Source organism: Mesotoga infera (genome assembly GCA_011045915.1).
In the GTDB taxonomy this organism is placed as follows: domain Bacteria; phylum Thermotogota; class Thermotogae; order Petrotogales; family Kosmotogaceae; genus Mesotoga; species Mesotoga infera_D.
The window spans coordinates 1-23,480 of the sequence record DSBT01000057.1 but is presented as its reverse complement, the minus strand read 5'-3'; the positions used below and the strand labels follow the sequence as shown (position 1 = coordinate 23,480).

Sequence of the window (23,480 nt, the reverse complement as noted above, 5' to 3'; positions counted from 1 at the left end):
TCATTGGGGTGATTTGAAAGCAGAAGACCAAGGTTGAATCTTACGGCCTTGTTCACTCTTTCAGAATTCGTCTTAATCTTCATTCCATCAGCGACCTGAGTTGCGCATGCGGGCGAGAGATTACGAGCTCCCTCAACCTCGACGACACAGACCCTGCATGATCCAACAACAGAGAGGGCAGGGTGATAACAGAGCGTTGGAATATCCATTCCAACTTCACGGCAAGCCTCAAGAATACTCTGATCCTCTTTCACGGAATAGTCCTTGCCGTTAATGGTAATTGTCACGGGCACCGAACAGCACCTCCATTCGAAATCTTCAGTTATTGAGAGAGAAGAAACTAGATTGTGATTTTTCTATCAAGTAGATTCTAGCATATTGATCGCCCCTTATGCCAGGTATTAGGTTAAAATTTACCCACAGGGAAACAAATGAAAGGCAACATGGTTAGACGTGTTAAACAGTATGCGAGTCTCCGACTAACGATTGTGAGGAGTTCTCACTAAAGGTATTCAGAACCCATTCCATTTGGGCATAGAACAGGAATAAGATTATAATAGACTTGATTACTATTATGGTCTCTATGGAGGTTTTGCGGTATGAGAAAATGGTTCTTCTGGGCGTTGTTGATGGTCGTGGTAGCAGTCGTATTTGCCATCAGATTGCTTCCTAATATGCTTAACAAACCCCCTGTAATGAGCATTCCAGACATGATAATCAACGAGGGTGACATTCTTTCTATAGATCTACACGATTACTCAAGTGACGAAAAGATGGCATCTCTCACCTACAGAAAGTTAGCGGGCCCTGGAGAAATCAGGGAGACATTCTATACATTCTCGCCGAGTTATCAGCAGTCTGGAAAACACACTGTGACGATTTCGGTTGCTGACCAGAAAGAGCAAACTGCCGAATCCACATTTGTCATTACCGTTAGGGAAGTGAATCGTCCACCAGTGCTATCAGTGCCGGAACAGGTAATTGCGCACAACGAAACCGTTTCCATAGATCTTGATGAGTTCGCAGAAGATCCAGATTTGGATCCTCTTACGTACAGAATCTCTTCAGGCAGCGGTCAGATAATTGGCAGCATTTACACGTACAAACCGGACTTTGCAACAAGAACAGAGGAGAGTATAACCATAACAGTTCTTGACGGTCGCGGAGGAAATGATGATTCAACATTCTTGATATTGAATAAGGCGTTCATTACAACTCCATCAACACCATCAGCTGACTCCACAACAATCGAGTCAGCAACAGCAGTCACCATTACTCCCGAAGGAACAGACGCTTCTTCGCGATTAGTAACAGCTGAAACAAGAAATCTCCCACCGGTGTCGAGCATCCCTGATCAGACTCTGGACCAGGGCAATACACTCGTTCTGGATCTCCGAACCTTCATAAGGGATCCAGAAAATGATCCAATTTCGATAAGAATTAGTTCGGGCCCTGGTGAGGTAGAGAGATCACTCTATTCATATACAAGTACCGAGAATGACTCAGGCATAAAGACCGTTGTTCTACAGATTTCGGACGGTCTAAATACGGTTGAAGATAGCTTTCAAATCAGTATCGCCACTAGAAACAGAGCACCGGTAGCTTCGAACATTCCCGAGAGAACGATTGAAGTGAATGAACAACTTACGCTTAACCTTGGCAGTTACTTCTCAGATCCTGACGGAGACGTACTTTCATACCAGCTTGTCAGCGGTTCCGGAAGAATCGCCGGTAGTCAGTATACTTTTCAATCATCTGATCCAGGAAGATACTCAGCAACTATCAGAGCCTCCGATGGAAAGGGCGGTTCGGTAGACAGAACAGTGATCTTCAATGTAAGTCAAACAAATAACCCACCTGTGATTTCAATTCTCCCGAGGAGGATTTCTGAGGGAGAAAGGCTGACGATTAACCTTTCAGATCACGCTTCCGATCCAGATAATGACCCGCTTAGCTACTCACTCGTTTCGGGTCCGGGAACAATTCAGGGAAGAACTTACACTTTTGACGCAGACTATGGCAGCGCGGGAAGCTACGAAGCGGTTATTTCAGTGAGCGATGGAAAGGGCGGATCGGCAAGAGCAACGGTAAGAATTGATGTCAGAGAGAGCAATAGACCCCCTGTTTTGAACATACCAGGGTTCACGATAGCAGAAGGTTCTAGACTTGTTGTTGATCTGAATGAATACTCATCTGATCCGGACAATGACAATCTATCATTTGAGATCGTTCAGGGAATGGGAACGATCGAAGGAAGCAGGCTGATAATTGAACCTGGGTACGAGGATTACGGCTTCTACACAATCGTCGTAAGCGCATCAGACGGTAAAGGAGGTACGGCAAATGCTTCTTTTGACCTGCTCGTTACGGATACGAACAGGCAGCCCGAATTCAATATTCCAGATCAAACCACAATACTCTCAAGGACTCTTCGGCTAGACTTGAGACAGTTCAGCAGCGACCCCGACGGAGACTATCTTAGATACGAACTGATCTATGGACCGGGAGTGTTAACCGGAAGCATATACTCCTTCATTCCTGAAGAACTGGGATCGAATACCGTAATGCTGAGCGCCAATGACCTCAAGGGAGGAGAAGCAACAGCCACTTTCACAATAACCGTGAGATAACCATAATAGGATAATGTCAGCTAAGACCGGCATTACCCCGTTTACAATAATTAAAGTCAAATAGGAGGCTCAATAGCCATTTAGCTTTGCTTTCCGCATCTTTCCTTTTGTTTCCTACCATAGTATGCTATAATTGTATGTGACAGCAGGGGGGAAACGAAAAACAGGAGGTTTACCGTATGATAGCAAAGGACTTGAAAAGAATAGGTTCAGATGCCAAGAGGGGACTTGAACTGGAGACGGACAAGAAGCTTAATCTGATTGAAGTAACTTTCGAAAACGAAGACATGAAAAACTAGGTTGTTCACTCTGGTTCTGCCTGGATAAACGATCCATTTAGAGATCGAACTGACGGCTGCGAATGCAGCCGCGTTTTTAAGTCGAGAAGAAGGAATTGCTCATTAGCTCTTTGGCTGCACCACAACCTCCTTCATTCTTCGAATTCGATTGTTGTATAATGATTGAGAAAGAATATCATTTGAAGTAAGGGGGTCAGTCATGAGAGTATCGCAACGCGGAATTGCTATGCCGGCGTCTCCGATAAGAAAACTAGTGCCATTTGCGCAGCAAGCTAAGGATAGAGGTGTCAATGTATATCATCTGAATATTGGTCAGCCTGACATTCAAACTCCAGGGGTATTTTACGATTATATCAGTAAGCTTTTCAGTTCAGTAGTCTCTTATTCTCCATCAGACGGTATCAAGGAACTCAAAGAGGCCTTTTCGAGTTACTTTCGCTCCTGGGACATCGACATTTCGTCAGATGAACTGCTTGTTACATCGGGGGGGAGTGAAGCTATACAATTCGCCCTTGCAGCAGTTGCCGACCCTGGCGATGATATTATGCTGATCGAACCATTCTACGCCAACTACAGAGGGTTCGCAAATATTCTAGGACTAAATGTAAGGGCTACTACATCCAACGTTTCGAACGGCTACAGACTTCCAGATGACGAAGAAATGCAGAAAGCTCTGACACCGAAAACAAGAGCGATTCTTTTTTCGAATCCTTCCAATCCCACAGGCGTGGTATATACGGAGGAGGAATTAACGAGACTGATAAGATTCGCCAGAAAGAACAATCTATTCGTTATCTGCGATGAAGTATATAGAGAAATCGTATTTGATGGCATCATGCCATCGTCGATAATGACGATAGATTCAGGACAGGACATCATTGTCGTAGACAGCATCTCAAAGAGATTCAGCAGCTGCGGTGCTAGGATTGGTTGCGTGGCAACGAAGAACAAGGAGCTCTACAGGACAATCATGAAGTTCGCTCAGGCCAGGCTTTCACCGCCGACAATCGCTCAGTTCGGAACAATAGGTCTTCTTACCCTGGGAAAGGAATATACAGATTCAGTGCAAAAAGAGTACGGACATAGAAGAGACGTGGTTTTTGAAGAACTCAGCAAAATTGAAGGAATTGAAATGAAGAAACCCTCGGGCGCATTCTATATTTCCGTCAAGCTTCCCGTTGAAAACGCCGAAGAATTCGTCAAGTGGATGCTTACTGACTTTTCTTACAACGGTAGCACTGTAATGGTTGCCCCATTGGAGGGGTTCTACGCAACTGGAGGCATAGGGACAAAAGAAGTCCGGATTGCTTATGTCCTCTCATCGGAGAAGATGAAAACCGCCATTGAAATACTTGCGAAGGGTCTCAAGGAGTATGGACGCTGATCGAAATCACAAGTAACCCTTGTTCTAATCTGGATGTGTTGTACTGTCCGTCATTAATGTAGGGGTAACCGTCGATTATCTTGACTCACTATTCCTCATTATGTGTTGTACCCTGGTTTTCGTCAAGGATCAGCGTGCGATGACATATCTGCGTGAGTATCGATAGATTATGAACCATTTACGAAGACCTGAACCCCGGGTCTTTTGGACATTGTGAAACGAGATAACTATTCCTTTGGAATCTATGTGCCAGTGATTCGTTAATGAGACGTTTGCTACGAATCTCTGAATAACAGGTTCTGCTATTAGCGATTCTGAACAATGGGGGTGGCAAATTGAAAAGATACAATGCAGTTTACGCTCAATCGGGGGGAGTCACATCTGTCATCAACGCATCAGCTTACGGAGCAATCGTTGCAGCACTCGCAGCTAAAGAGATCGACAGAATTTTAGCCGGTGTGAACGGAATCAAAGGAATCCTAAATGAAGATCTGTTCGACTTGACTGAAGAAAAACTCAGTGAGATCGACAAAATTCCGTATACTCCAGGCGCGATTTTCGGTTCCTGCAGGACGAAAATTGAGAGCGATGACGATTTTGAAAGACTGTTCAAGGTTTTTGATGCTCATTCGATTCGATACTTCTTCTATAATGGGGGAAACGATTCAATGGATACGGCTCATAAAATCAGTGAGAGGGCCGATGAGATGGGGTTTCCACTGAGGGTAATCGGAATCCCTAAGACTGTTGATAACGATCTTCTGGAAACAGATCATTGTCCTGGTTATGGCTCAGCGGCAAGATTTACTGCGATATCTATTATGGAAGCAACTAGAGACTTGAAATCTATGTACAGCGATTCGACGAAGGTCTTCATAATGGAGTCAATGGGGCGTCACACTGGCTGGCTAGCTGCGTCCGGTTCACTTGCAGGGACTGACAAATTTCACGGTCCCCAGATTATTCTACTTCCCGAGGTTCCGTTCGACGAAGAATCTTTCATTGCAAGGGTAGAAGACGTGATAATGAAAGAAGGATACTGCTCTATTGTAGCTTCAGAAGCGCTGAAACGACCGGATGGTTCGTATATCTCTACTGCGGGTTACTATGACGCATTTGGGAATGTGCAACTCGGCAAGATAGGTCAGTATCTTGAGAGAGCAATCAGAGAAGCCCTAAAATGCAAAGTACATGTCGCTCTACCTGACTACTTACAGAGGTCGTCAAGGCACGTTGCTAGCTTAATCGACTGGCAAGAAGCTGTAGAGGTTGGAGCTCTTGCTGTTCGAGAAGCTGTAAATGGCGATAGCGGAATAATGATTTCCATCCGCCGACTCAGCGGCAAACCTTATCTTAAGGAATACACAAAAGCTAGTTTGGCCAAGGTGGCAAATGGAACAAAAGGTCTTCCCTCAAATTTCATCTCCGAAGATGGGTTTTATGTTACCGAAGAGTTCAAGTCGTATGCTCTTCCACTTATTCAAGGGGAAGCACCGAATCTCTACCTACACGGCCTCCCGATGTACGAAAACCTTCAAAGAATGAGAGCGGAAAAACTCCTGTGACTATGGAATCCCTGTCCCGACAATGATCGGGACGGGATCCGTTTATCAGGTTAAATCTGCAAAGAGCTGAAGATACTGATAGAGGTGCCTGGTAATAAGAAAGTCCTTTTTAACAATCTCGAATCCCTTTTCACCCATTTCTATTGCAAGACTTGGATTTTCAAGTATCTTTCGAGTACACTCAACAGTCTCTTCCACACTGTCCACAAGATACCCGTTTATTCCATGATGTACCTGAAGAGGAATTCCGCCCACATTACCTCCAACAACAGGTGTCTTCTTCCACATAGCCTCGCTCATAGTAAGAGCGAACCCCTCTCGAAGCGATTTCTGAATAACTACTTTGCTGACTCTCTGAGCTGCATTCACCTCTATATCACCAATTCCCTGGAAGTTCGACAAAACCTTGACATCGTAATCCAAACCGACATACCTCAGCAAATCTTCGTAGATTTTCCATCCCTCAGGATCATCTGAAGCCATAGATCCAATTAGAAGAAGCTTAAGATCCACAAACCTCTTCTTCAACTCTCTATAAGCATCGACAACCCCCATCGGGTCCTTCCAGGGATCGAATCTAGATACTTGAGTGATTACTGGCTCCTTATTCCCAATTCCCAGCTTTTTCAATGCTTGTTCCATCTCAGCATCGGAAAGCTCTCTGTTCTTATTGCTCAACGGATCAATTGAAGGTGGAATCTCATAGATTCTGTCGATTGAAATTCCCTCCTTCGCGTAGCTCTTGAGAGTAAAGATTCCTGCATCATACTGAGATAGGAAGGCATTCATATAGTTCCAGAAGATCTGATTGGGAGAAGATGTATCTATATGACACCTCCAGACCAGTCTGGAGTTTCCGAAGTCTGCAAAGGCTGGCAGACCAACGGGCTGCGGGTCGTGGATGACAACAATATCGTATTCGTCTGCTTTGATGAAGCGAGCGTTCTCATCTTCAACGCTTTCGAAGAGTCTCTTGTCTTCATTAGAAAGATAATCTTCCTTTCCCTGAAGAGCATTGTGCATTCTCTTGCTCAGGTCGAAGAAATGCGAAGGCGCATCGATTACCTTCCAGTCAACCTTTAGCCCACAATCTTTCATGAGGGGAATCAAAGTATGAAGAATCTCCGCTACTCCACCACCGAAAGAAGTCGCGTTTACATGCAGTACCCTTAGTCCACTAAGATTTCTGGAAAGCTTATGAATACTATCAACCAAACTCTTCTCAGCAAAAGGTTCATAATCTGTCAGTTTCTTTTTCATCACTTGCGCAATCTTCATTTCACACCTTCTCTTACTTGATTAAGGGAGCCGCTGGCCCCAAGAAGGGACCAGCCACCCTGAGCAAAAAACAGTCTAGAATCCCCAGACAACCTCGAATCCAGTCATATCTTCGAGGTCTAGAGCGAGCTCTTCAAGAGCGTTCTGTGCATCTGCGGTTCCGGAGAGGATACTGTGAACGGCCTTGAAAAACAGAGTAGATACTTCATTATATCGCGGAGCCGTTGCTGTTGACGGTCTTGCAACAGCGTTCGTAAAGACGTAATACAGTGAACCGAAGAATGGATTCGCTTCAAGCACTTCGTAATCTGCATAAAGAGCTTCAATCGTAGGGTTGAAGGAACCTTCAACAGCTCTCATCTTCTGCATCTCGTAACCGGCCATAAACAATGCGAAATCCGCAGCAATTTCAGGATTGTTACTGTACTTGCTGACTGAAAGCTGCCATCCGCCGAGCGTAGCGGCCCCATTCCCACTCTTCCCGGCAGGAAGAGGAGAAACATCGAACTTGCCAGCGACGGCGCTGTCCTCGCCCTTACTTAGGCTATAAGCATACGGCCAATTTCTCATAAAGGCAGCGTTTCCAGTTTGCCAAACCGCTCTGGCATCTTCCTCAGCGAAAGTCAGGACTCCACTCGGAGAGATGGTTCCAACCCAACCAGCCACCTTTTCAAGAATCTCGACCGCGTTGGCGTTTGCTAGTGTGATCTTCTTATCAGGGCTAATAATTGTTCCTGCATCGTTTGATGCAAGCCATTCAAGAGCATCACATGTCAAACCTTCATATGCGTTGCCCTGCCAAACAAATCCCCAGAAGTCAGGATTTGTCTTCCTTTCTCCTTCCTGGATGATCTTCGCTGCTTCTTCTAACTCGTCCCACGTAGTCGGCGGGTTAAGCCCATACTTCTCAAGAAGATCAGTTCGATAGTATAGAAGACCCGCATCTGTGAACCATGGTATGGCAACGAGTTTCCCATCGACAGTGTTGTTTTCAACAATTGCAGGGAAATGCATAGATACAACCTTGTCGGCGTTGTACTCGTAAAGATCCACAAAATGCTGCGCAAGATCGCCCGGCCAAATAACGTCTACCTGATAGACATCAATCTCGGGGCTTCTCGCTTCCAGAAATTGGAGATAGAGCCCGAGCCTGTCCTGAACCATGTCTGGTGTGTCCAGTACTCTCACAGTCACATCGGGATGAATTTCCATATATCTTTCCGCTGCTTTCTTCGTCAGCTCAAGCTCCTGACCAACCGCACCAGCCGCAACCGTAATAACGGTCTCTGAAACTGCAACCAGGGCGAATAACGCTACCATAAGTGTCAACAGAACTTTTTTCATACTTACCCCTCCTTTAAACAATCTTTTGAAGCGTCATCTTGTCCGCAAAAAGCTAATCACATTCTAGAACCCTTCTCAGATCACCTCCTGTTATCATCAGACCACCTACTGTGTCTCTTGTCGAATAGTTATAGACAGTCTTAGCCCTTCACTGCTCCAGCAGTCAAACCCTGCACAATTCTTCTCTGAAAAATGAAAACAAGAGCAACTACAGGAACTGTAACTATTACGGCTCCGGCCATGATCTCCCCAAAAGGCACTTGTCTTGAAACCGATCCGGTGAACAGAGAGATGGCGACCGGAATCGTTCTTGCTTCTGGTGCAATAGTCGTAAAAGTGAGGGCAAAAATATACTCATTCCATGCTGCTATGAAAGCAAGCAAACCGGCCGTGACAAGTGCAGGCGCAGTCAAAGGCAGCAATATCATGTAGAAAGTCTGGAAAGGTGTAGCACCATCAACCCATGCTGACTGCATAATCTCCGTCGGTAGCTCTTTGAAGAACGCGGTAAGGACCCACGTTGTGAAGGGCAACGTGAATATCATATATGAGAGAATCAGGCTCAATCTGGCTCCTAGGTTGAGTGTTGTAATCACAGCATACAATCCAGAAAGTACCGTAATCTGAGGAAACATGGTGAGAGACAGAATTAGATACAAAGTAAGCCTCTTTCCTTTGAACCTTAGCTTGCCCATTGCATAAGCTGCAAAAGATCCTACCCCCAGTGCCAGGACTGTAGTAAGGCCCGCAACAATAGTACTGTTCCATAATGCTCTGACAAAGGTTCCATCGTTGAAAATTGCGACATAATTCTGAATCGTTGGAGAGAACTTCCCATCCCTGTCAACGGGTAAAAGAGTTGCCGGAGTCATCTGAAGCTGAGCCTCGGACTTCAGAGATGAATTCACTGCCCAGTAGAAGGGGAAGAGCATGTAGAAGAAGATGAATATGACAAGTATCCAGAACGCAATCTTCCCAACAAGCCAGAGCGATCTATTCTGCTTCATTCTTTATCAACTCCCATAAGCCTCATGTACATCACTGCAAAGATTCCGATTAGAAAGAAGATGATAACACCTATTGCAGAGGCAAGACCCATATTCCTGTTGCCAATCAACTGGTAGTAGTTATATGAAGCCATTGAATACATTCGGTTTCCCATAAGTACCTGGAAAACATCGAACACTCTCAGTGCATCAAGTGTTCTGAAAATAAGTGCAACTGCAAGCGTAGGTTTGAGAAGCGGCATTGTGATGGCGAAGAATTGTCTCATTCTATTTGCTCCATCAACTCTTCCGGCTTCGTATAGCTCTTTCGGGATAAGTTGTAGACCTGCAAGAATCAGGAGCGCCATAAAGGGAGTCGTCTTCCAGACGTCAACAGCAATTAGAGTTGGCATTTGGAGAGTCGGCATACTCAGGAATGATAGCCCTCCATCACCCCAACCAAACCTGCTCAGGAGCATATTGAAGAGGCCTGCCCTGGTAGGCTGAAGCATCCACTCCCATATCCTCGCTGAGACAACTGTTATTACGGCCCATGGAACCAGCATGGTTGCCCTCATAATGCCTTTCCCCTTGAAATTGCTGTTTACTACCAGCGCAATTCCCAGTCCCAGAAGAGTCTCTAGAAAGACAGAGATGACCGAGAAGACCAACGTATTCCATATAGCTTTCATAAACTCGGGGTCTCTCGCACCCACTACATAACGACGTCCGAAGAATGAGAACTGAAACCACTCTCTGTATCTTACGGGACTTCTGGGCAGAACTCTTATTGCTCTTTCGTACATAGTCTTTCCTGTTGACTCGTCGACCAAGGGATCTCCTGTCGTTTCATCAACAATCGGCGGCAGCTCTTGAATCGTGAGCCCGAGAAGATTCTTGTAGTTTTCAAGACCGATGAACTTCGGTGCTTCGTCAGTTCCTGAAGCAAAGACCTTGTCAGTAAGGCTAGTGTAGAAGACCTGAAATAGGGGATAAAAAGCAACAGCCGCCAAGATCAACAGAGCGGGAACGAGCAGTTTGTAAGCAGTTCTCTGTTCCTTCTGGGCTAGAGTCAGCTTATCTTTCCTGGCCATAAATCCTCCTCATGACTGGGGATATAAAATCAGGCCGTTCTCCTGCGCTTCAATCTTGGCAGGAACTTCACCGGCTGAATGTATTGCCCCGGAGCTTCTATCTTCTGTACTATTAATTCTGCCGTCTTTCTTCCCATGTCTTCCATCGGCTGTTCGATTGTAGTTAGACCCGCTCTTTCGGTCCAGCTTTGATTGTCATAACCGATGAGAAAGAAATCTTTACCTGGTATCTTCTTCAAGGCCGAAGCCGTCTGAAGCACCTCAAGGGCGAAATTGTCTGCCAACGCGAATATTCCAGGTTTTTCGTGTTCACTAAGTATCTTGGCAATCTTCTCATGGGCAGTTTCGAAGAAGAACGATGTGTACACGAGCTTCTCCTGATTGAACTCGTAATCCTTGTTCTCTAGAATGGCCGTAAAGCCCTCTATCCTTTTCTCAAAATTCTCTGTTGCGAGAATCGGGTTTTCTTCCTCAAAAGAGATAACGAAGAAATCACTCGAACCGCACTCTATAAGTAACTCCGCAGCCATCTTGCCTCCCATGACGTTATCCAGGTAAACACAATCAAATTCCTCTGACTGTGCTTCAAAGAGTACAATGTTGCTTCCGAAATCTATGTAGTCCTTTGACAAGAACTCCGTGTTCATTGTACAGATTACCGCCCCATCAGATTCCTCCAGCAAGGAGGAATCATTCTTCAGTCTGTTCAATCTTCTGTCAGAGAACACAGGATATATAACCATTTCGTAATTCATCATATCCAGAAAGTCATCAAACGATTTCATAACTCTCCAGTGAAACTCGGTCCTCACCTCGGGCATCAAGAAGAGAATTCTTCTGGTCCTTCCCCCCGCCAGCGTCCTCGCCATCTGGTTCGGCTGGTATCCAAGTTTTTCGATGGCCCCAACTACTTTGATTCTCGTTGTTTCCTTAACAGAACCGCCATTCAAAACCCTAGAAACGGTACCGGTTCCAACACCAGAAAGAGATGCGACATCTTTTATAGTGGGCTTTTTCAAGCAACTCGCTCCTCAATTTCGCGTAATAATGGAATCGTTTCCATTATAACAATATGATTAATGAAGTCAAAGCAAACCTAGAATTGATTTGAAGTCATTTGAAGTAAATACTGAAGTTAAGAGACGATAAGGGGCGGTTTTCTCTAGATTACTTCCATTATTATTAGATTACTCTTTCACACTCACACATGGATCGATCGTTTCATTTTCCAGGTGACTGATTCGACTTTGTTTCTCACGAGTACAGAACGACTGGATACTAAGTGTCTATTTCCTTTCTAAGCAATTAGTGCGCCTATTCCTATTATTCCCTTTCCGCCATGAACAAGAATTCCAGAGGACAACTCTCCCGTTAAGAGAGTCTCTGAGAGAGAAGAGATCCTTATTCTTGCCCACTCAACAAGGGATATGGTGTCTCTTTCGTTGCAGGAATGATACAGTGCCAGACAAAGGACTTTCTTACCCTTCACCGCAAACATTAGTCGATCCACCATCTTCTCAACTGCTTTCTTCATGCCTCGTGCCTTTCCTGAAAGCGTGAAGACCCCATTGCTGCTAATCGTGCCAATAGGTTTCACATTCAAAATCTCACCTACTGAACCTTCAAGCCTGCCAATTCTTCCGCTCTGCTTCAGGTACTTAAGCGTCGGTAAGACAAAGAAGACGATATTCTTCGTTCCAGCTCTGCTTCTGAGATCAGCGGAAATATCTTTTAGTGAGTCTCCCATTTCTTTCATGACAATAGCCTTGTAAACTAGCATTGCAATCCCACCCGAAAGAGAGAGGGAATCAACATATTCAATAGCCACCGATTCATGAGTGCTGGCGAACTGCTCACCTGTTGTCTTGAATAAATTGTGAGTACCGCTGAGTCCGCTTGAAAGATTCACGACAAGAAGTTCATCATACCCTCTTGAATACATTGTCTCAAAGGCTTCTAAAACATCACCTGGACTGGGCAGTGATGTTCTGGCGAAATTGTTCTCCAGATAATCGGCAATTTCGGCTCTGCTAATCTCGACACCTTCGCGAAAGGATTTTTCACCAAGGACTACCATTACTGGAACAACACATACGTCATCTCTTTCAGCTATCTCCACAGGAAGATCAACTACTGAATCACAGATAATTCCCAGCATAATTTACTTCCTCCTCGTCAACAACTGTGTTTCTTTGCAGGCCAAGATTTACTTTGCCATCTGAAGAGAATATTCTCGACTCAATGATGTCTCCGGGTTTCAAGTACCTTCCGCTTTCCTCCTGCTCTTTAATAAACAGCTCCCATTTCTTCGACTCTGAAAGAAGATTTCTGAGCCTAGCGCGAAATCCCTTTTTGTGACTCAGGGCAGTCCCCTTGGGAGTACCGGTAAGAATTACATCTCCCGGCTCGAGATCGGAGAAACGACTCAATTCCGAAAGTGTCTCATGAGGTTTGTAAATCATATTTGAAGTCGAAGCGCTCTGCTTAACTACCCCATTTACCTTCAGTTCAACTGTGAGATTTTCTATGTACTTCATATCTTCACCATCGACGATCGCCATGAATGGCCCTAACGGGCAGAATGAACGGTAACTCTTCCCCTTGAAGAATTGGCTTTGAGGTAATTGAATGTCCCTTGCCGATATGTCGTTTCCAATAATTATCCCGCCAACATACTCGTGCAGCCTAGAGGAATCAACCTCTATCTTTCGGTTCACAGGCGCCTTAATGACCAGGCCAAGCTCGATTTCGTAATCAAGAAGGCGAACTCCCATCGGCCTAACAATAGGTGAACCGGGGCTGACAATCGATGCCGATGATTTGTTGAAAAACATATTGTACTTTTTGTCTTCTTCTCTTATTCCTGTGTCCAGAAGATGATCCAGGTAATTCTTTCCCTGGCATATAACCCTGCAAGGTTTGGTAATCGGCGAAAGTACTTCAAGATCTGAAAGGTCAAAAGCTGCATCTGACAAAAGATCTTCGATATTGTCTGGACTCTCAGTTACTGTTCTCAAGAAGGCCCCCGTCGAATTCAAATCTACATCAACGGGTTTCACAAAACCCATCTCGACCATTCCCCAGAAATCCTTCTGTTTGTGACGCCTGAATCTTCCAACATGTACTATCAAAAGCCGCCCTCCTCAATTTATTATACCTGTTGTTCCATTCAAATGTCTTTCATTTTCTCTTGCAGACGATTCCAGAATCTGGATTCCAACTCTCAGACCCACATCGTTCTTTTCGAGAGAAAGCAAATTCGCGCTATGCTAGAATTGATTCGAGGTGATTGAATGAGAAAGCCAGAATCTGGAAGCTCGGTACTTCTTTATTGTGATGAAGAGTCAACATCTCTTGTTCGGAGTTCCTTGAATAATGTCACTGTTATTGATTGTATTGGAATGGAGAATTGCACTTTGAGAGAGATCCTGAATAAGGAATCTGTCAGTCAGAATGGCAAAGTAAATAGAAATGGAGAATTCCTATGTTATGCGATCTTCAACGGCTTTGATAATAGTACTATTGGAAGCACAATCAATGAGATACGTCGGCTCTTGCGGAAGGAATGTGTATTCGCTACCACGACGGAATCAAATCTGAACTGGAAGCTGGAAGACCTGCTGGCAGAACTGACCGAAGAACATGACTACTTCAAGAAGGCGAGGCGAGTTGAGCTTGGAGAATAATACTTTCCGTAAACTGCAAGCCCTTTCAAAAGTGGAAATTGTAAACCTTTTGAATCTGATCTTTTCAGACTATGTATTGAGAATGCACTGGACTCTCGAGAGCTTCGAAAAAGATGTAAGAGAGAACAATATATCTCTCTCAGATTCATTCGTCGCAACTATAGAGGGAAAAAATGCTGGAGCAGTATTGCTGAGCTTCAGAGAGAAGAGAGCAAGAATTGATCTGATGGGAGTTACTCCATCTTTCAGAAGAGAGGGAGTTGGCTTCAGGTTGGTTGATGAAGCAGTAAGAATTGCCAAGTGGAAAGGTTGTGAACAAATAGTCCTTGAAGTTCCACAAAAGGACAAGAGAGCGATCAGCTTCTACGAGAAGTTCGGATTCAGACAAAAGCGCGGGCTTATAACTTTCTTCATCAGAAAACCTGGAGCAAAGGGTTTCTCACTCAGAGACTCGGATTCAGGAAGAATAATAGAATGTGCTCTTGTTGTGAAGGACAGATTCAAGCGAAATCCTGAGTGGGAAAGAGAACCCACGGGATTCAGTCATCTCGAGCAATATAGCTTTGACTCAGTCGTCAATGAAGAAGGAAAAGAAATCGCCTACTGCATTTGGCAGGAAAGGGATTCAGTATTCTATGTTAGGGATGCTGGACCGACTAAAGGCTTTTCCTTCAAGGAGACCATAGGTGGGCTATGCGGTATCGCAAAAGATAGAGGTCTCACCCCCTTGTTTCCTACGGTGCCGGAAGAAGATCCCCTGTTTCTGGAAGCCCAATCTTTTGAACCCGAGATCCTCCTCAAGCAGAGCGAGATGACTTTCAGAATACACTAAATACCTCAGTAAGCGCTGGTCTGTCTCATGTATCCTAGAAGGTATTCGACCATCTTAAATCCATCTTGAGGTGATTTGCTTATCAAGTTCTGAACGAGTCTATTTCTGTCCACTAGTATGTACTCCGATTTTCCTCTGGCAATCACGGTTGCATGCCATTTGCTATTCGAGAGAACCTGAACCTCGCCAATGGAATTTGGGGATCTGAGAGAAAAAAGTACTGAATCCTCGTCGCCGCGTTTTTTCAGAAGAATCATCTCTCCCCTCAGAAGGAAGATAGCACTTCCACACTTTCTGCCCTCTTCAACCACGATTTGATCTGAAGACGCTTTTCGGACTCTTCGTGAATCTGCTCTCAATATCCTGAAGAGATCTGCGCTGTAATCTGGACCCTTGTATAGAAGTTTGAAGCCAGACTCGGAAAGGCCCATGTTGCATACAAAGAATCTTGCAATCTTGGAAATCTCATCTTCTTCGCTTTCCAGAATCCCCATTACTGTTGACAAAGCTTCTTCTAAAATGCTGTTTAAAAAGCAGCTAACCGAATAGAACAGCTTCACCGGTCTCGATAGAGGAGAGTTCTTGTACTGATCGAGATAACTCTTCAGAACCTCCTGAGCGGCCGGATAATCCTTCCTCTCAATTAGCTTTATGCCTTTCCTGTAAAGAGATTTCTCACCAAAAAGCAGAGGGGGATACTCCCTAAGCCAATGTTGCTTCCTGGAGATAATTGTAGAAATCAGCTCATCAAGATCACAGGCCTTTTTTCGGGGATAAAGCTTCAGCTCTTCTTCAACATCAAGGAAAAACCTTTCAAGTCTTGAAGGTTTTGAAACCAGATATTCTTTCAACTCATCTTTGTCGCCAACAAGAATTGAAGAATCACCAACGGACAGAAGATCTCCGCTGTGCTCTCCACCAACAATAGAAAGTGGGTCAGCGAGATCTCCTTCCATGTAAACCCTATCTTCAGAATCTGATCCCTTGAGGATGAGACCGCCAGACGATACTATGTAGTAAGCATCGGCCTTTTCACCACAGGCGGCGAGCTTGGTATCACCCTCTAAAACAATCTCCTTTATGACCCTTCATCACCTTTCACTCTTCCCAGAGTTTCAGTTCCTTCAGTCCTTCCTTGACTATTTTGCGTGTGTCCCTGGAAATGACAAGTTCCTCGTTTGTAGGGATTACGAAAACTCCGACTCTTGAATCTTCGGTAGAAATAACTATTTCCTTCCCTCTAACTTTGTTCTTTTCCTCATCTATCGTCACACCAAGATATCCGAGGTACTTATTAATAATATTGGCTCTCAGGTATGGGCTGTTTTCTCCCACTCCTGCCGTAAAGACTATTGCGTCGACTCCGTTCATCGCAGCCACGTATGCTCCAATATACTTTGCCAATCTGTACTCATAGACGTCATGAGCCCGCTTGCATACTGGTTCGTTCTTAATCGCCAGCTCCTCTATATCCCTCATGTCACTAAACTGCCTGTCTGTAAGTCCATACATACCGCTTTCCTTATTCAGCAGACTGTTGACTTCTCCTGCTGACAGACCTTCTTGCTCCTGCAAGAAAGGAACGATTGCGGGATCTATGTCTCCGGACCGGGTCCCCATAACCAGTCCTTCCAGAGGTGTGAAGCCCATTGAGGTATCCACAGATCTACCGTTCTTTACTGCTGCGACAGACGCACCATTACCTATGTGGGCGGTAATTATCTTAAGAGATTTCAACGGTTTGCCAAGTAATGAAGCGGCCCTTTCTGCAACATATCTGTGACTTGTGCCGTGGAAACCATATCTTCTTATCTTGTATTTTCTATAGAGCTCATAGGGTAATGCATATAAATATGATGATTCTGGCATGGACTGATGAAACGCAGTATCGAAAACTCCGACATGAGGGACCGACGGGAGCATCTTCTTCGCCGCCACAATTCCTTCGATATTCGCTGGATTATGAAGAGGGGCAAGGAAATTGTTCGCCTCGATTTCCCTTACAACTTCATCGTCAATGAGAACCGAAGAAGCGAATCTTTCTCCGCCATGAACGACACGATGGCCAACTGCCTCAATTTCATCTATGTTCTTCACAACACCTGTATCTTCAGCCTGCAATACATTGATTATTAGTTCCAGCCCTTCAGTGTGATCGGCAATATCCTTCTCAAACTCAAATTTCTTGTCGCCTTTTTTGTGGGATAGTTTTGACCCAGATATGCCAATCCTTTCAAGCAATCCTTTGGCCATTACTTTTTCACTTGCGGCATCAAGAAGCTGGTACTTGATTGAGGACGAGCCGCAGTTGATTACAAGAATCTTCATTTGACACCCCCGTCTATGCTTTATTAGAACAACCTAGAAGTCTCAACCTGGCTTTTATCACATTCTTTACTAATTCTTTCGGTGTCTTGAAGTATTTCCTCGGATCGAATTCCCCGGGGTTTTTTGCAAGAAACTCTCTTAATGAAGCGATGAAGGCCATTCTCAAATCTGTATCAGTATTTACTTTGTTTATTCCAAACCTCACAGATTCAGCCAGAATCTCTCCCGGCACACCTTTGGCCCCTTTGAAATCGGCCCCGTATTCTTCGGCGAGGTTCTTTACCTCTTCAGGAACACTGGAAGCCCCATGAAGAACAAGCGGAAGACCAGTTAACTCCTTCACTTTCTTGAGCCTTTCAAAGTCAAGTCTTGCTTCTCCTTTGAACTTGAAGGCACCGTGGCTCGTACCAATAGCCGGTGCAAGAAAATCTACTTTGGTCTCTTCGACAAAGCATTTTGCCTCATCCGGGTCAACCAGTGCTGCCTCATGAGATTCGACCACAACGTTGTCTTCTATTCCAACCAACCTGCCCAGTTCCGCTTCAACTGATACCCCCAGACTATGCGCGATCTCTACTATCTTCTTAGTCTCATTTACATTCTTTTCAAAAGGATACTCCGAAGCATCAATCATTACTGATGAATAACCAGACTGAATTGCCGCCATAAGAATGTCGAAGTTCTTTCCATGGTCAACATGAAGTGAAACAGGAATTTCCACAGTATCGGCATAGCCTTTCACCATTGAAACAAATAATCTAGCACCAAGTTTGGCGTCCCCATTTCCGGCGTACTTAATTGCTCCTTCAGAGGTTTCAATTATCACTGGAGAACGCTCTTCAACTCCGGCATCAACAATTGCCTGAAGAAACTCAAGGTTGTTAATATTCAGAGCTGGCACTGCATAAAATCCCTTATTTGCTTTCTCCAGTATTTCCTTGGTGTTTACATACGGCATTTTTTTCCCTCCAATCTCGTTTCAGCATCTACATTTCATCAAGATTATACCAGCTCAAATCCACTAAGTTCTATTCCAACGCCCGTTTTCCTCGTAAACGTAACCTCTCAACTGCAGATTTGTTAGTTCAACAATCAGATCCTTGCTTGATAAATCTGTTCTCAATAGGAGTTCTTCGAAAGTAAGAGAACCGTCTCCCAGGACTTCTAGAACTTGTGAGTCTATCCTTTCTTTAGAAAGCTCACGCAAGACTAACTCGGGAAACTCTTCCAATATGTCTTTGCATTCCGAAACTAGTTTCGCTCCGTTCTTGATCAGCCAGTTGGTTCCTTCTGAGTTTCTCCTACTTATGTCGCCCGGAACAGCGAACACATCTCTTCCGTTCTCGAGAGCAAGCCTTGCTGTTATCAAAGAACCGCTTCTCAGAGTAGCCTGCACTACAAAGACCGCTCTGGCTAGACCGGCAATGATTCTATTCCTCCTTGGGAAGTTATGCTTCAGCGGGGGAGTTCCAGGAAGATACTCTGAAAGGACACAGCCTCTTTCCATCACCGATCTTATAAGCTGTCTGTTGGTTGCAGGATAAGCGATATCGATCCCCGTTCCAAGTATCCCCACTGTTGAACCGCTGCCTTCGAGAGCTCCAAGATGAGCCTGTGCATCGATTCCGACGGCGAGACCACTGACTATTGTAATGCCGGTTTCGGAAAGTGATCTGGAGTATTCCTTTGCAATAGAGACACCGTACCTGTCTGCTTTTCTGGAACCCACAACTGCGAGAATACTTTGCGAGTTGAGGAGTGAAAGCTCTCCTTCAAAGAACAGAACCGCAGGCGGTTCAAATATGTTTCTCAGGGAATCGGGATATTGTTCGTCATTGAAAGTGATGAATTTCTTGTATTTCGAAATGGTTTTGGCTACTGAAGGGAAATTCTTGCAGTAATTCTTCAGTTTGCTTCTGTTGAGATCTATTTGCGAATGGAATAGTTGAGAACTACTAAGTCCCGCGCTCTCTATCTTGCACATCTCAGAAGGGACGAAATCACCAGAAAGAGCTATTGCAGCGTATTCTGTTCTTTCCATTACAGAATGAAGGCACTTAAGTCCTCATCGGCAGCTATCTCACCGATTTTGTCATTAACATACTTCCCGTCGATAATGAGTTCTTCAGGAACTTCAGGTGCATTGAATGAAGTCTCCTCAAGGACTTTCTCAACTACCGTGTAAAGCCTTCTCGCTCCAATGTTTTCGATCTTCTCATTTAGGTTGTAAGAAACCCTGGCTATCTCTCTCAAACCGTCCTCTTCAAAGACTACTCTTACCCCTTCGGTTTCCAGTAACGCAGCATACTGCTTTGTTATAGCATTCTTAGGTTCGACTAGGATCCTCAAAAAATCCTTCTGAGTAAGGGCGTCAAGCTCAACCCTTATCGGAAACCTCCCCTGAAACTCCGGAATCAAATCAGACGGCTTTGCAGTATGGAAGGCTCCAGCCGCAATGAATAGTATGTAATCAGTTCTTATCTGCCCGTGTTTGGTAGTGACAGTCGTTCCTTCAATAATCGGAAGAAGATCTCTTTGAACGCCTTCCCTTGAGACATCAGGTCCGTGAGAACCACTTCTAAAGGTGATCTTGTCAATTTCGTCTACAAAAACTATTCCGCGATTCTGCACTCTTTCAATCGCTTCAGCCACAACTTTATCCATATCAAGAAGTTTCTCCGCTTCCAAAGGCAGAAGAGTTTTTCTCGCATCGGCGATTCTCATCCTACGCCTTTTTGTCTTTTTCGGTACCATTCCTCCCAGAACTCCCGACATGTCGATTCCCATATCCTCCATTCCAGGAATCATTATCATTGGTTGACTATGGTCTTCGACTTCGATCTCAATTTCCAGTTCTTCGAGATCTCCACTTCTCAGACGTTCTCTGTAGTCTTCCCTGCGGTTTCTTATTCTGTCTATTTCTTCCTGGCTGGGTTTTGGCTGCTGCTGGCCCTGGAAAAGCTCAAGAATGTTCTTTGCTCCACTTCCCTTATTCTGTGGACCGGGAACAAGAGACTCGAGGATTCTTTCTTCTACTTGATAAGTTGCCTTACCTTCAACCTCACTCATCTTTTCCTGCTTAACCATGTTGACGCCAACTTCAACGAGTTCCCTTATTATCGACTCAACATTTTTTCCCACGTAACCCACTTCAGTGAATCTAGTTGCCTCAACTTTGGTAAAAGGAGAACCAGTGAGTTCTGCCAGCCTTCTTGCTATCTCGGTCTTTCCTACTCCCGTGGGACCCATCATAAGTATGTTCTTTGGTATTACGTCTCTTTTCATCTCTTCTGGAAGTTTCTGCCTTCTAATTCTATTTCTCATCGCCACAGCAACTGCTCTTTTGGCCTTTTCCTGTCCGACTATGTATTTGTCGAGTTCCTCGACTATTCTTTTCGGAGTCAGGTCGTCCAGTTCTTCTCTGTTCATTGCTTTTCTCCTCCAAGTGTTTCCAGAGTGAATTTCGTATTTGTATAAATACAGATTTCGCTGGCAATCTCCATCGCTCTAGTCGCTATCTCTTCCGCCTCGAGACTACTGTGTCTTATTAATGCCCTTGCAGCTGCGAGGGCATAAGAACCGCCGGATCCTATCGCAAGGACATCTCCATCTGGTTCTATCACTTCCCCGTTACCTGATACCAGAAGAATGCTTTCCTTGTCGGCAACCAAAAGAAGTGCCTGAAGATTTCTGAGGACCTTGTTTGTCCTCCACTCTTTGGCCAGGTTTACGGCCGCTCTTTTGAGATTAGCGTTGACCTCTCTCAGTTTCTCTTCAAATTTCTCAAAAAGGGTCATTGCATCGGCCACAGAACCTGCAAAACCTGCCAGAACCGAACCGTCGCCAAGTTTTCTGACCTTTCTGGCTGTTCCTTTCATAACGGTATCTCCGATCGTGATCTGACCATCTCCAACCATAACCGTCTTCTCATTCTTTCTCAGAACAAGTATTGTCGTTCCGTGAATGTCCTGCATGACTACCTCCTGTTCCTTCTTTCGGCTACCTCAACCACTCCGCCGACAACGTCTTCGAAAGTCATTCCCATGGCCCTTGCAGACATTGGGAGATCGCTCAAGTCGGTCATTCCGGGCATAGTATTTACTTCAAGAAAGTAAAACGTGTCTTCCCTGAGTATACCGTCAATCCTCGAAAGATCACGGCAGCCCAGAAGTTTGTAGATAGCAACCGACTTATCGATAATCGCTTTTTGAACACTCTCTTCTAAAGGAGCAGGCACAACAAAGTCTGTAAATCCCTCTGTATACTTGGCTTCATAATCGTAGAAACGCTTCTTGGGTCTGATCTCAAGAATCGGAAGCACTACAGGACCATCTATAGAATCGATTACCGATACTGTTACTTCTCTGCCTGAGATATATTCTTCTAGAAGTAGAGAATCGTAAGTAACTAACAATTCTTCAATTCTGTTCTCTAGAATCGAATGATCGTCACAGATGTAAACCCCTATGCTGGATCCCTCTCTCACAGGCTTTATAACGCAGGGGAATATCTCCCACCCCTCGACATCTCTAACACTTTCAACTCTCTTCCATACTGGCAATTCGGCAGTTCCGTCGACCAGTCTGTAGGTAATCTCCTTATCAAAGCAAATCGCGCTCGTTCTTGAGTCGGAGCCAGTATAAGGAAGATCCGCAAGTTCCAACATGCCCTGAATAGTTCCGTCTTCGCCAAACTTCCCGTGGAGGGCGAGGAAAAAGAGATCGGTCTTCAATTTAAGGAGATCAGCAATAGTATCTCTCTTAAGATCAAACGGCAGAACCTCAATCTCTAACCTTTCGAGAGACTTAGCAATATTCATTCCACTCTTGATTGATACATCCCTCTCGTTTGAAAAGCCGCCGTAGACAACCGCAACTTTCCTGGTCATGAACCTTCCTCCACTTCAAACTCTTTCTTGCACTTCGCACAGTAATGGACCTCTTTTCCTCCCCGCTTGATCTTGAGGAAAAGATGAGAATCACAGATTTCGCATTTCTCTTTCGTGGGCTCATTCCAGTAACGCTCTCCACATTCGGAGCACTTGTAGTAATTCTTACCTTTCTTGCTACGTAGCTTCTCGACCACCCCTCCGCACCTGGGACATGGAGCGTCTATACTCACATTTCTCGTGTACTTGCATTTCGGGTAAGCCGAGCATGCGATAAACTCACCGTACCTGCCCTTTCTCTTAACAAGAGCGGAACCGCATTCCGGGCATTTCTCATCTATCTCCACTTCCATTTTCTGATTGGCTGCAACGTCCTTTAACAAGACTTTCCCGTCTATCACACAGGTGAAAGAGGTCATATCAACGGATTCGTTCTTATCACATGATTGACACTTCAAATACCCGCCGTATCTTCCGAAGACTATCCTGAAATTTCCGCCACAAGAGCATTCTCTGTCTGTCGGAAATTCAATTTTAAGCTCACCTTTCTTGATCTTTTTGTCAATCTGATCAAGGTCCGTCTTGAAGCCACCATAAAAGCCCTGGACAACATCCTGCCACTTTTTGGAGCCGTTTTCCACATCGTCAAGTTCTTCCTCCATGTTTGCGGTGAAATTCATGTCGACGACATCAGGAAAATAATCATTGAGAAACTCATTTACAATCGAACCTAGTAATGTTGGCCTTAGCTCTCTGGATTGTCGAAGCACGTACTTTCTATCTAGCAATGTCGAGATTATTGTCGCGTAAGTTGAAGGACGACCGATTCCTCTCTTCTCTAGTTCTTTTACTAGGGAAGCTTCACTGAATCTGGAGGGCGGCCTGGTCGTATCTTCCTCGAACTCGATCTTGGAAGGCTTTATTTCTTCACCCTTCTTGTAGTCGCGGCCAATCTCACTCTTCGATGATCTAGAGATAATTCTTTCAAAGCCATCGAACAGCCTACGTTCACCGGTTAAGCTGAGGATATACTTCTCGTTCTCGTCCTCTAACTGCACATCTGTCACCGCGTATTCTGCACTAGCCATCTGAGAAGCTATGAACCTGTTCCAAATAAGCGTGTACAGCCTAAGGTTATCCCCGGATATAAGCTGCTTAGCTGTTTC

General features: G+C 44.8%; 21 protein-coding genes. 5 read left to right on the top strand and 16 right to left on the bottom strand.

All coding sequences use genetic code 11. The annotated features are described in order from the left end of the window. Positions 1–293: 2Fe-2S iron-sulfur cluster binding domain-containing protein (locus ENN47_01920; protein ID HDP76944.1), on the bottom strand; the 293-nt coding region annotated here is incomplete at its 3' end. A 306-nt stretch (positions 294–599) separates the two neighbouring features. Here ENN47_01920 and ENN47_01915 point away from each other — a divergent pair. The 3 genes from ENN47_01915 to ENN47_01905 all read left to right on the top strand — a co-directional run bounded on the left by ENN47_01915 (position 600) and on the right by ENN47_01905 (position 5,878). After that, complete coding sequence (locus ENN47_01915; protein HDP76943.1) at positions 600–2,630, top strand: tandem-95 repeat protein; 2,031 nt, start codon at positions 600–602, stop codon at positions 2,628–2,630. 498 nt (positions 2,631–3,128) lie between these two features. Beyond that, complete coding sequence (locus ENN47_01910) at positions 3,129–4,313, top strand: pyridoxal phosphate-dependent aminotransferase (GenBank protein ID HDP76942.1); 1,185 nt, start codon at positions 3,129–3,131, stop codon at positions 4,311–4,313. Positions 4,314–4,648: 335 nt separating this feature from the next. After that, positions 4,649–5,878 (top strand): 6-phosphofructokinase, encoded by a 1,230-nt coding sequence (locus ENN47_01905; GenBank protein HDP76941.1) that lies wholly within the window; start codon positions 4,649–4,651, stop codon positions 5,876–5,878. A gap of 45 nt (positions 5,879–5,923) precedes the next feature. Here ENN47_01905 and ENN47_01900 read toward each other — a convergent pair whose 3' ends face one another. From ENN47_01900 to ENN47_01870, 7 genes are all read right to left on the bottom strand, one after another. Beyond that, positions 5,924–7,156: a glycosyltransferase gene (locus ENN47_01900; protein ID HDP76940.1), complete on the bottom strand. Its 1,233-nt coding sequence runs from the start codon at positions 7,154–7,156 to the stop codon at positions 5,924–5,926. A 75-nt stretch (positions 7,157–7,231) separates the two neighbouring features. Continuing rightward, positions 7,232–8,500: an ABC transporter substrate-binding protein gene (locus ENN47_01895; GenBank protein ID HDP76939.1), complete on the bottom strand. Its 1,269-nt coding sequence runs from the start codon at positions 8,498–8,500 to the stop codon at positions 7,232–7,234. A 140-nt stretch (positions 8,501–8,640) separates the two neighbouring features. Further along, entirely contained in the window at positions 8,641–9,507 is an 867-nt protein-coding gene (locus ENN47_01890) for a carbohydrate ABC transporter permease (protein HDP76938.1), read from the bottom strand. Beyond that, positions 9,504–10,580 (bottom strand): sugar ABC transporter permease, encoded by a 1,077-nt coding sequence (locus tag ENN47_01885; GenBank protein ID HDP76937.1) that lies wholly within the window; start codon positions 10,578–10,580, stop codon positions 9,504–9,506. The genes ENN47_01890 and ENN47_01885 overlap by 4 nt, the downstream gene beginning before the upstream one ends. Before the next feature lie 29 nt (positions 10,581–10,609). Beyond that, a complete protein-coding gene (locus tag ENN47_01880; GenBank protein ID HDP76936.1) occupies positions 10,610–11,599 on the bottom strand; it encodes a LacI family transcriptional regulator in 990 nt (329 codons plus the stop codon). Positions 11,600–11,877: 278 nt separating this feature from the next. Continuing rightward, positions 11,878–12,738, bottom strand: a complete 861-nt coding sequence (locus tag ENN47_01875) for a DegV family protein (protein HDP76935.1) — start codon at positions 12,736–12,738, stop codon at positions 11,878–11,880. Then, positions 12,719–13,711, bottom strand: a complete 993-nt coding sequence (locus tag ENN47_01870; GenBank protein HDP76934.1) for an FAA hydrolase family protein — start codon at positions 13,709–13,711, stop codon at positions 12,719–12,721. The genes ENN47_01875 and ENN47_01870 overlap by 20 nt, the downstream gene beginning before the upstream one ends. A 270-nt stretch (positions 13,712–13,981) precedes the next feature. Between ENN47_01870 and ENN47_01865 the strand changes: the two genes are divergently transcribed. Both ENN47_01865 and ENN47_01860 read left to right on the top strand, forming a co-directional pair. Continuing rightward, entirely contained in the window at positions 13,982–14,266 is a 285-nt protein-coding gene (locus tag ENN47_01865; GenBank protein HDP76933.1) for a DUF3783 domain-containing protein, read from the top strand. Continuing rightward, positions 14,256–15,098 carry a GNAT family N-acetyltransferase gene (locus tag ENN47_01860; protein HDP76932.1) on the top strand — a complete coding sequence of 281 codons (843 nt, stop codon included), beginning with the start codon at positions 14,256–14,258 and terminating at the stop codon, positions 15,096–15,098. Before ENN47_01865 ends, ENN47_01860 begins: the two co-directional genes overlap by 11 nt. 5 nt (positions 15,099–15,103) lie before the next feature. On the opposite strand, the gene ENN47_01855 is transcribed toward ENN47_01860, so the two are convergent. The 8 genes from ENN47_01855 to ENN47_01820 form a co-directional block, all read right to left on the bottom strand. After that, entirely contained in the window at positions 15,104–16,111 is a 1,008-nt protein-coding gene (locus tag ENN47_01855) for a cyclic nucleotide-binding domain-containing protein (GenBank protein HDP76931.1), read from the bottom strand. 85 nt (positions 16,112–16,196) lie between these two features. Then, positions 16,197–17,426 (bottom strand): acetate kinase, encoded by a 1,230-nt coding sequence (locus ENN47_01850; GenBank protein HDP76930.1) that lies wholly within the window; start codon positions 17,424–17,426, stop codon positions 16,197–16,199. Positions 17,427–17,439: 13 nt separating this feature from the next. Next, positions 17,440–18,384: a class II fructose-1,6-bisphosphate aldolase gene (gene fba / locus ENN47_01845; GenBank protein HDP76929.1), complete on the bottom strand. Its 945-nt coding sequence runs from the start codon at positions 18,382–18,384 to the stop codon at positions 17,440–17,442. A 63-nt stretch (positions 18,385–18,447) separates the two neighbouring features. Continuing rightward, positions 18,448–19,467, bottom strand: coding sequence for a DNA-protecting protein DprA (dprA, locus tag ENN47_01840; protein ID HDP76928.1), 1,020 nt, complete (start codon positions 19,465–19,467; stop codon positions 18,448–18,450). Next, positions 19,467–20,855, bottom strand: coding sequence for an ATP-dependent protease ATPase subunit HslU (gene hslU, locus ENN47_01835; protein HDP76927.1), 1,389 nt, complete (start codon positions 20,853–20,855; stop codon positions 19,467–19,469). The genes dprA and hslU overlap by 1 nt, the downstream gene beginning before the upstream one ends. Further along, complete coding sequence (hslV, locus tag ENN47_01830; protein ID HDP76926.1) at positions 20,852–21,400, bottom strand: ATP-dependent protease subunit HslV; 549 nt, start codon at positions 21,398–21,400, stop codon at positions 20,852–20,854. Before hslV ends, hslU begins: the two co-directional genes overlap by 4 nt. Before the next feature lie 2 nt (positions 21,401–21,402). Beyond that, positions 21,403–22,314 carry a D-alanine--D-alanine ligase gene (locus ENN47_01825; protein ID HDP76925.1) on the bottom strand — a complete coding sequence of 304 codons (912 nt, stop codon included), beginning with the start codon at positions 22,312–22,314 and terminating at the stop codon, positions 21,403–21,405. Then, positions 22,311–23,480 (bottom strand): type I DNA topoisomerase (locus ENN47_01820; GenBank protein ID HDP76924.1); only part of this gene is annotated, 1,170 nt, incomplete at its 5' end. The genes ENN47_01820 and ENN47_01825, both read right to left, overlap by 4 nt.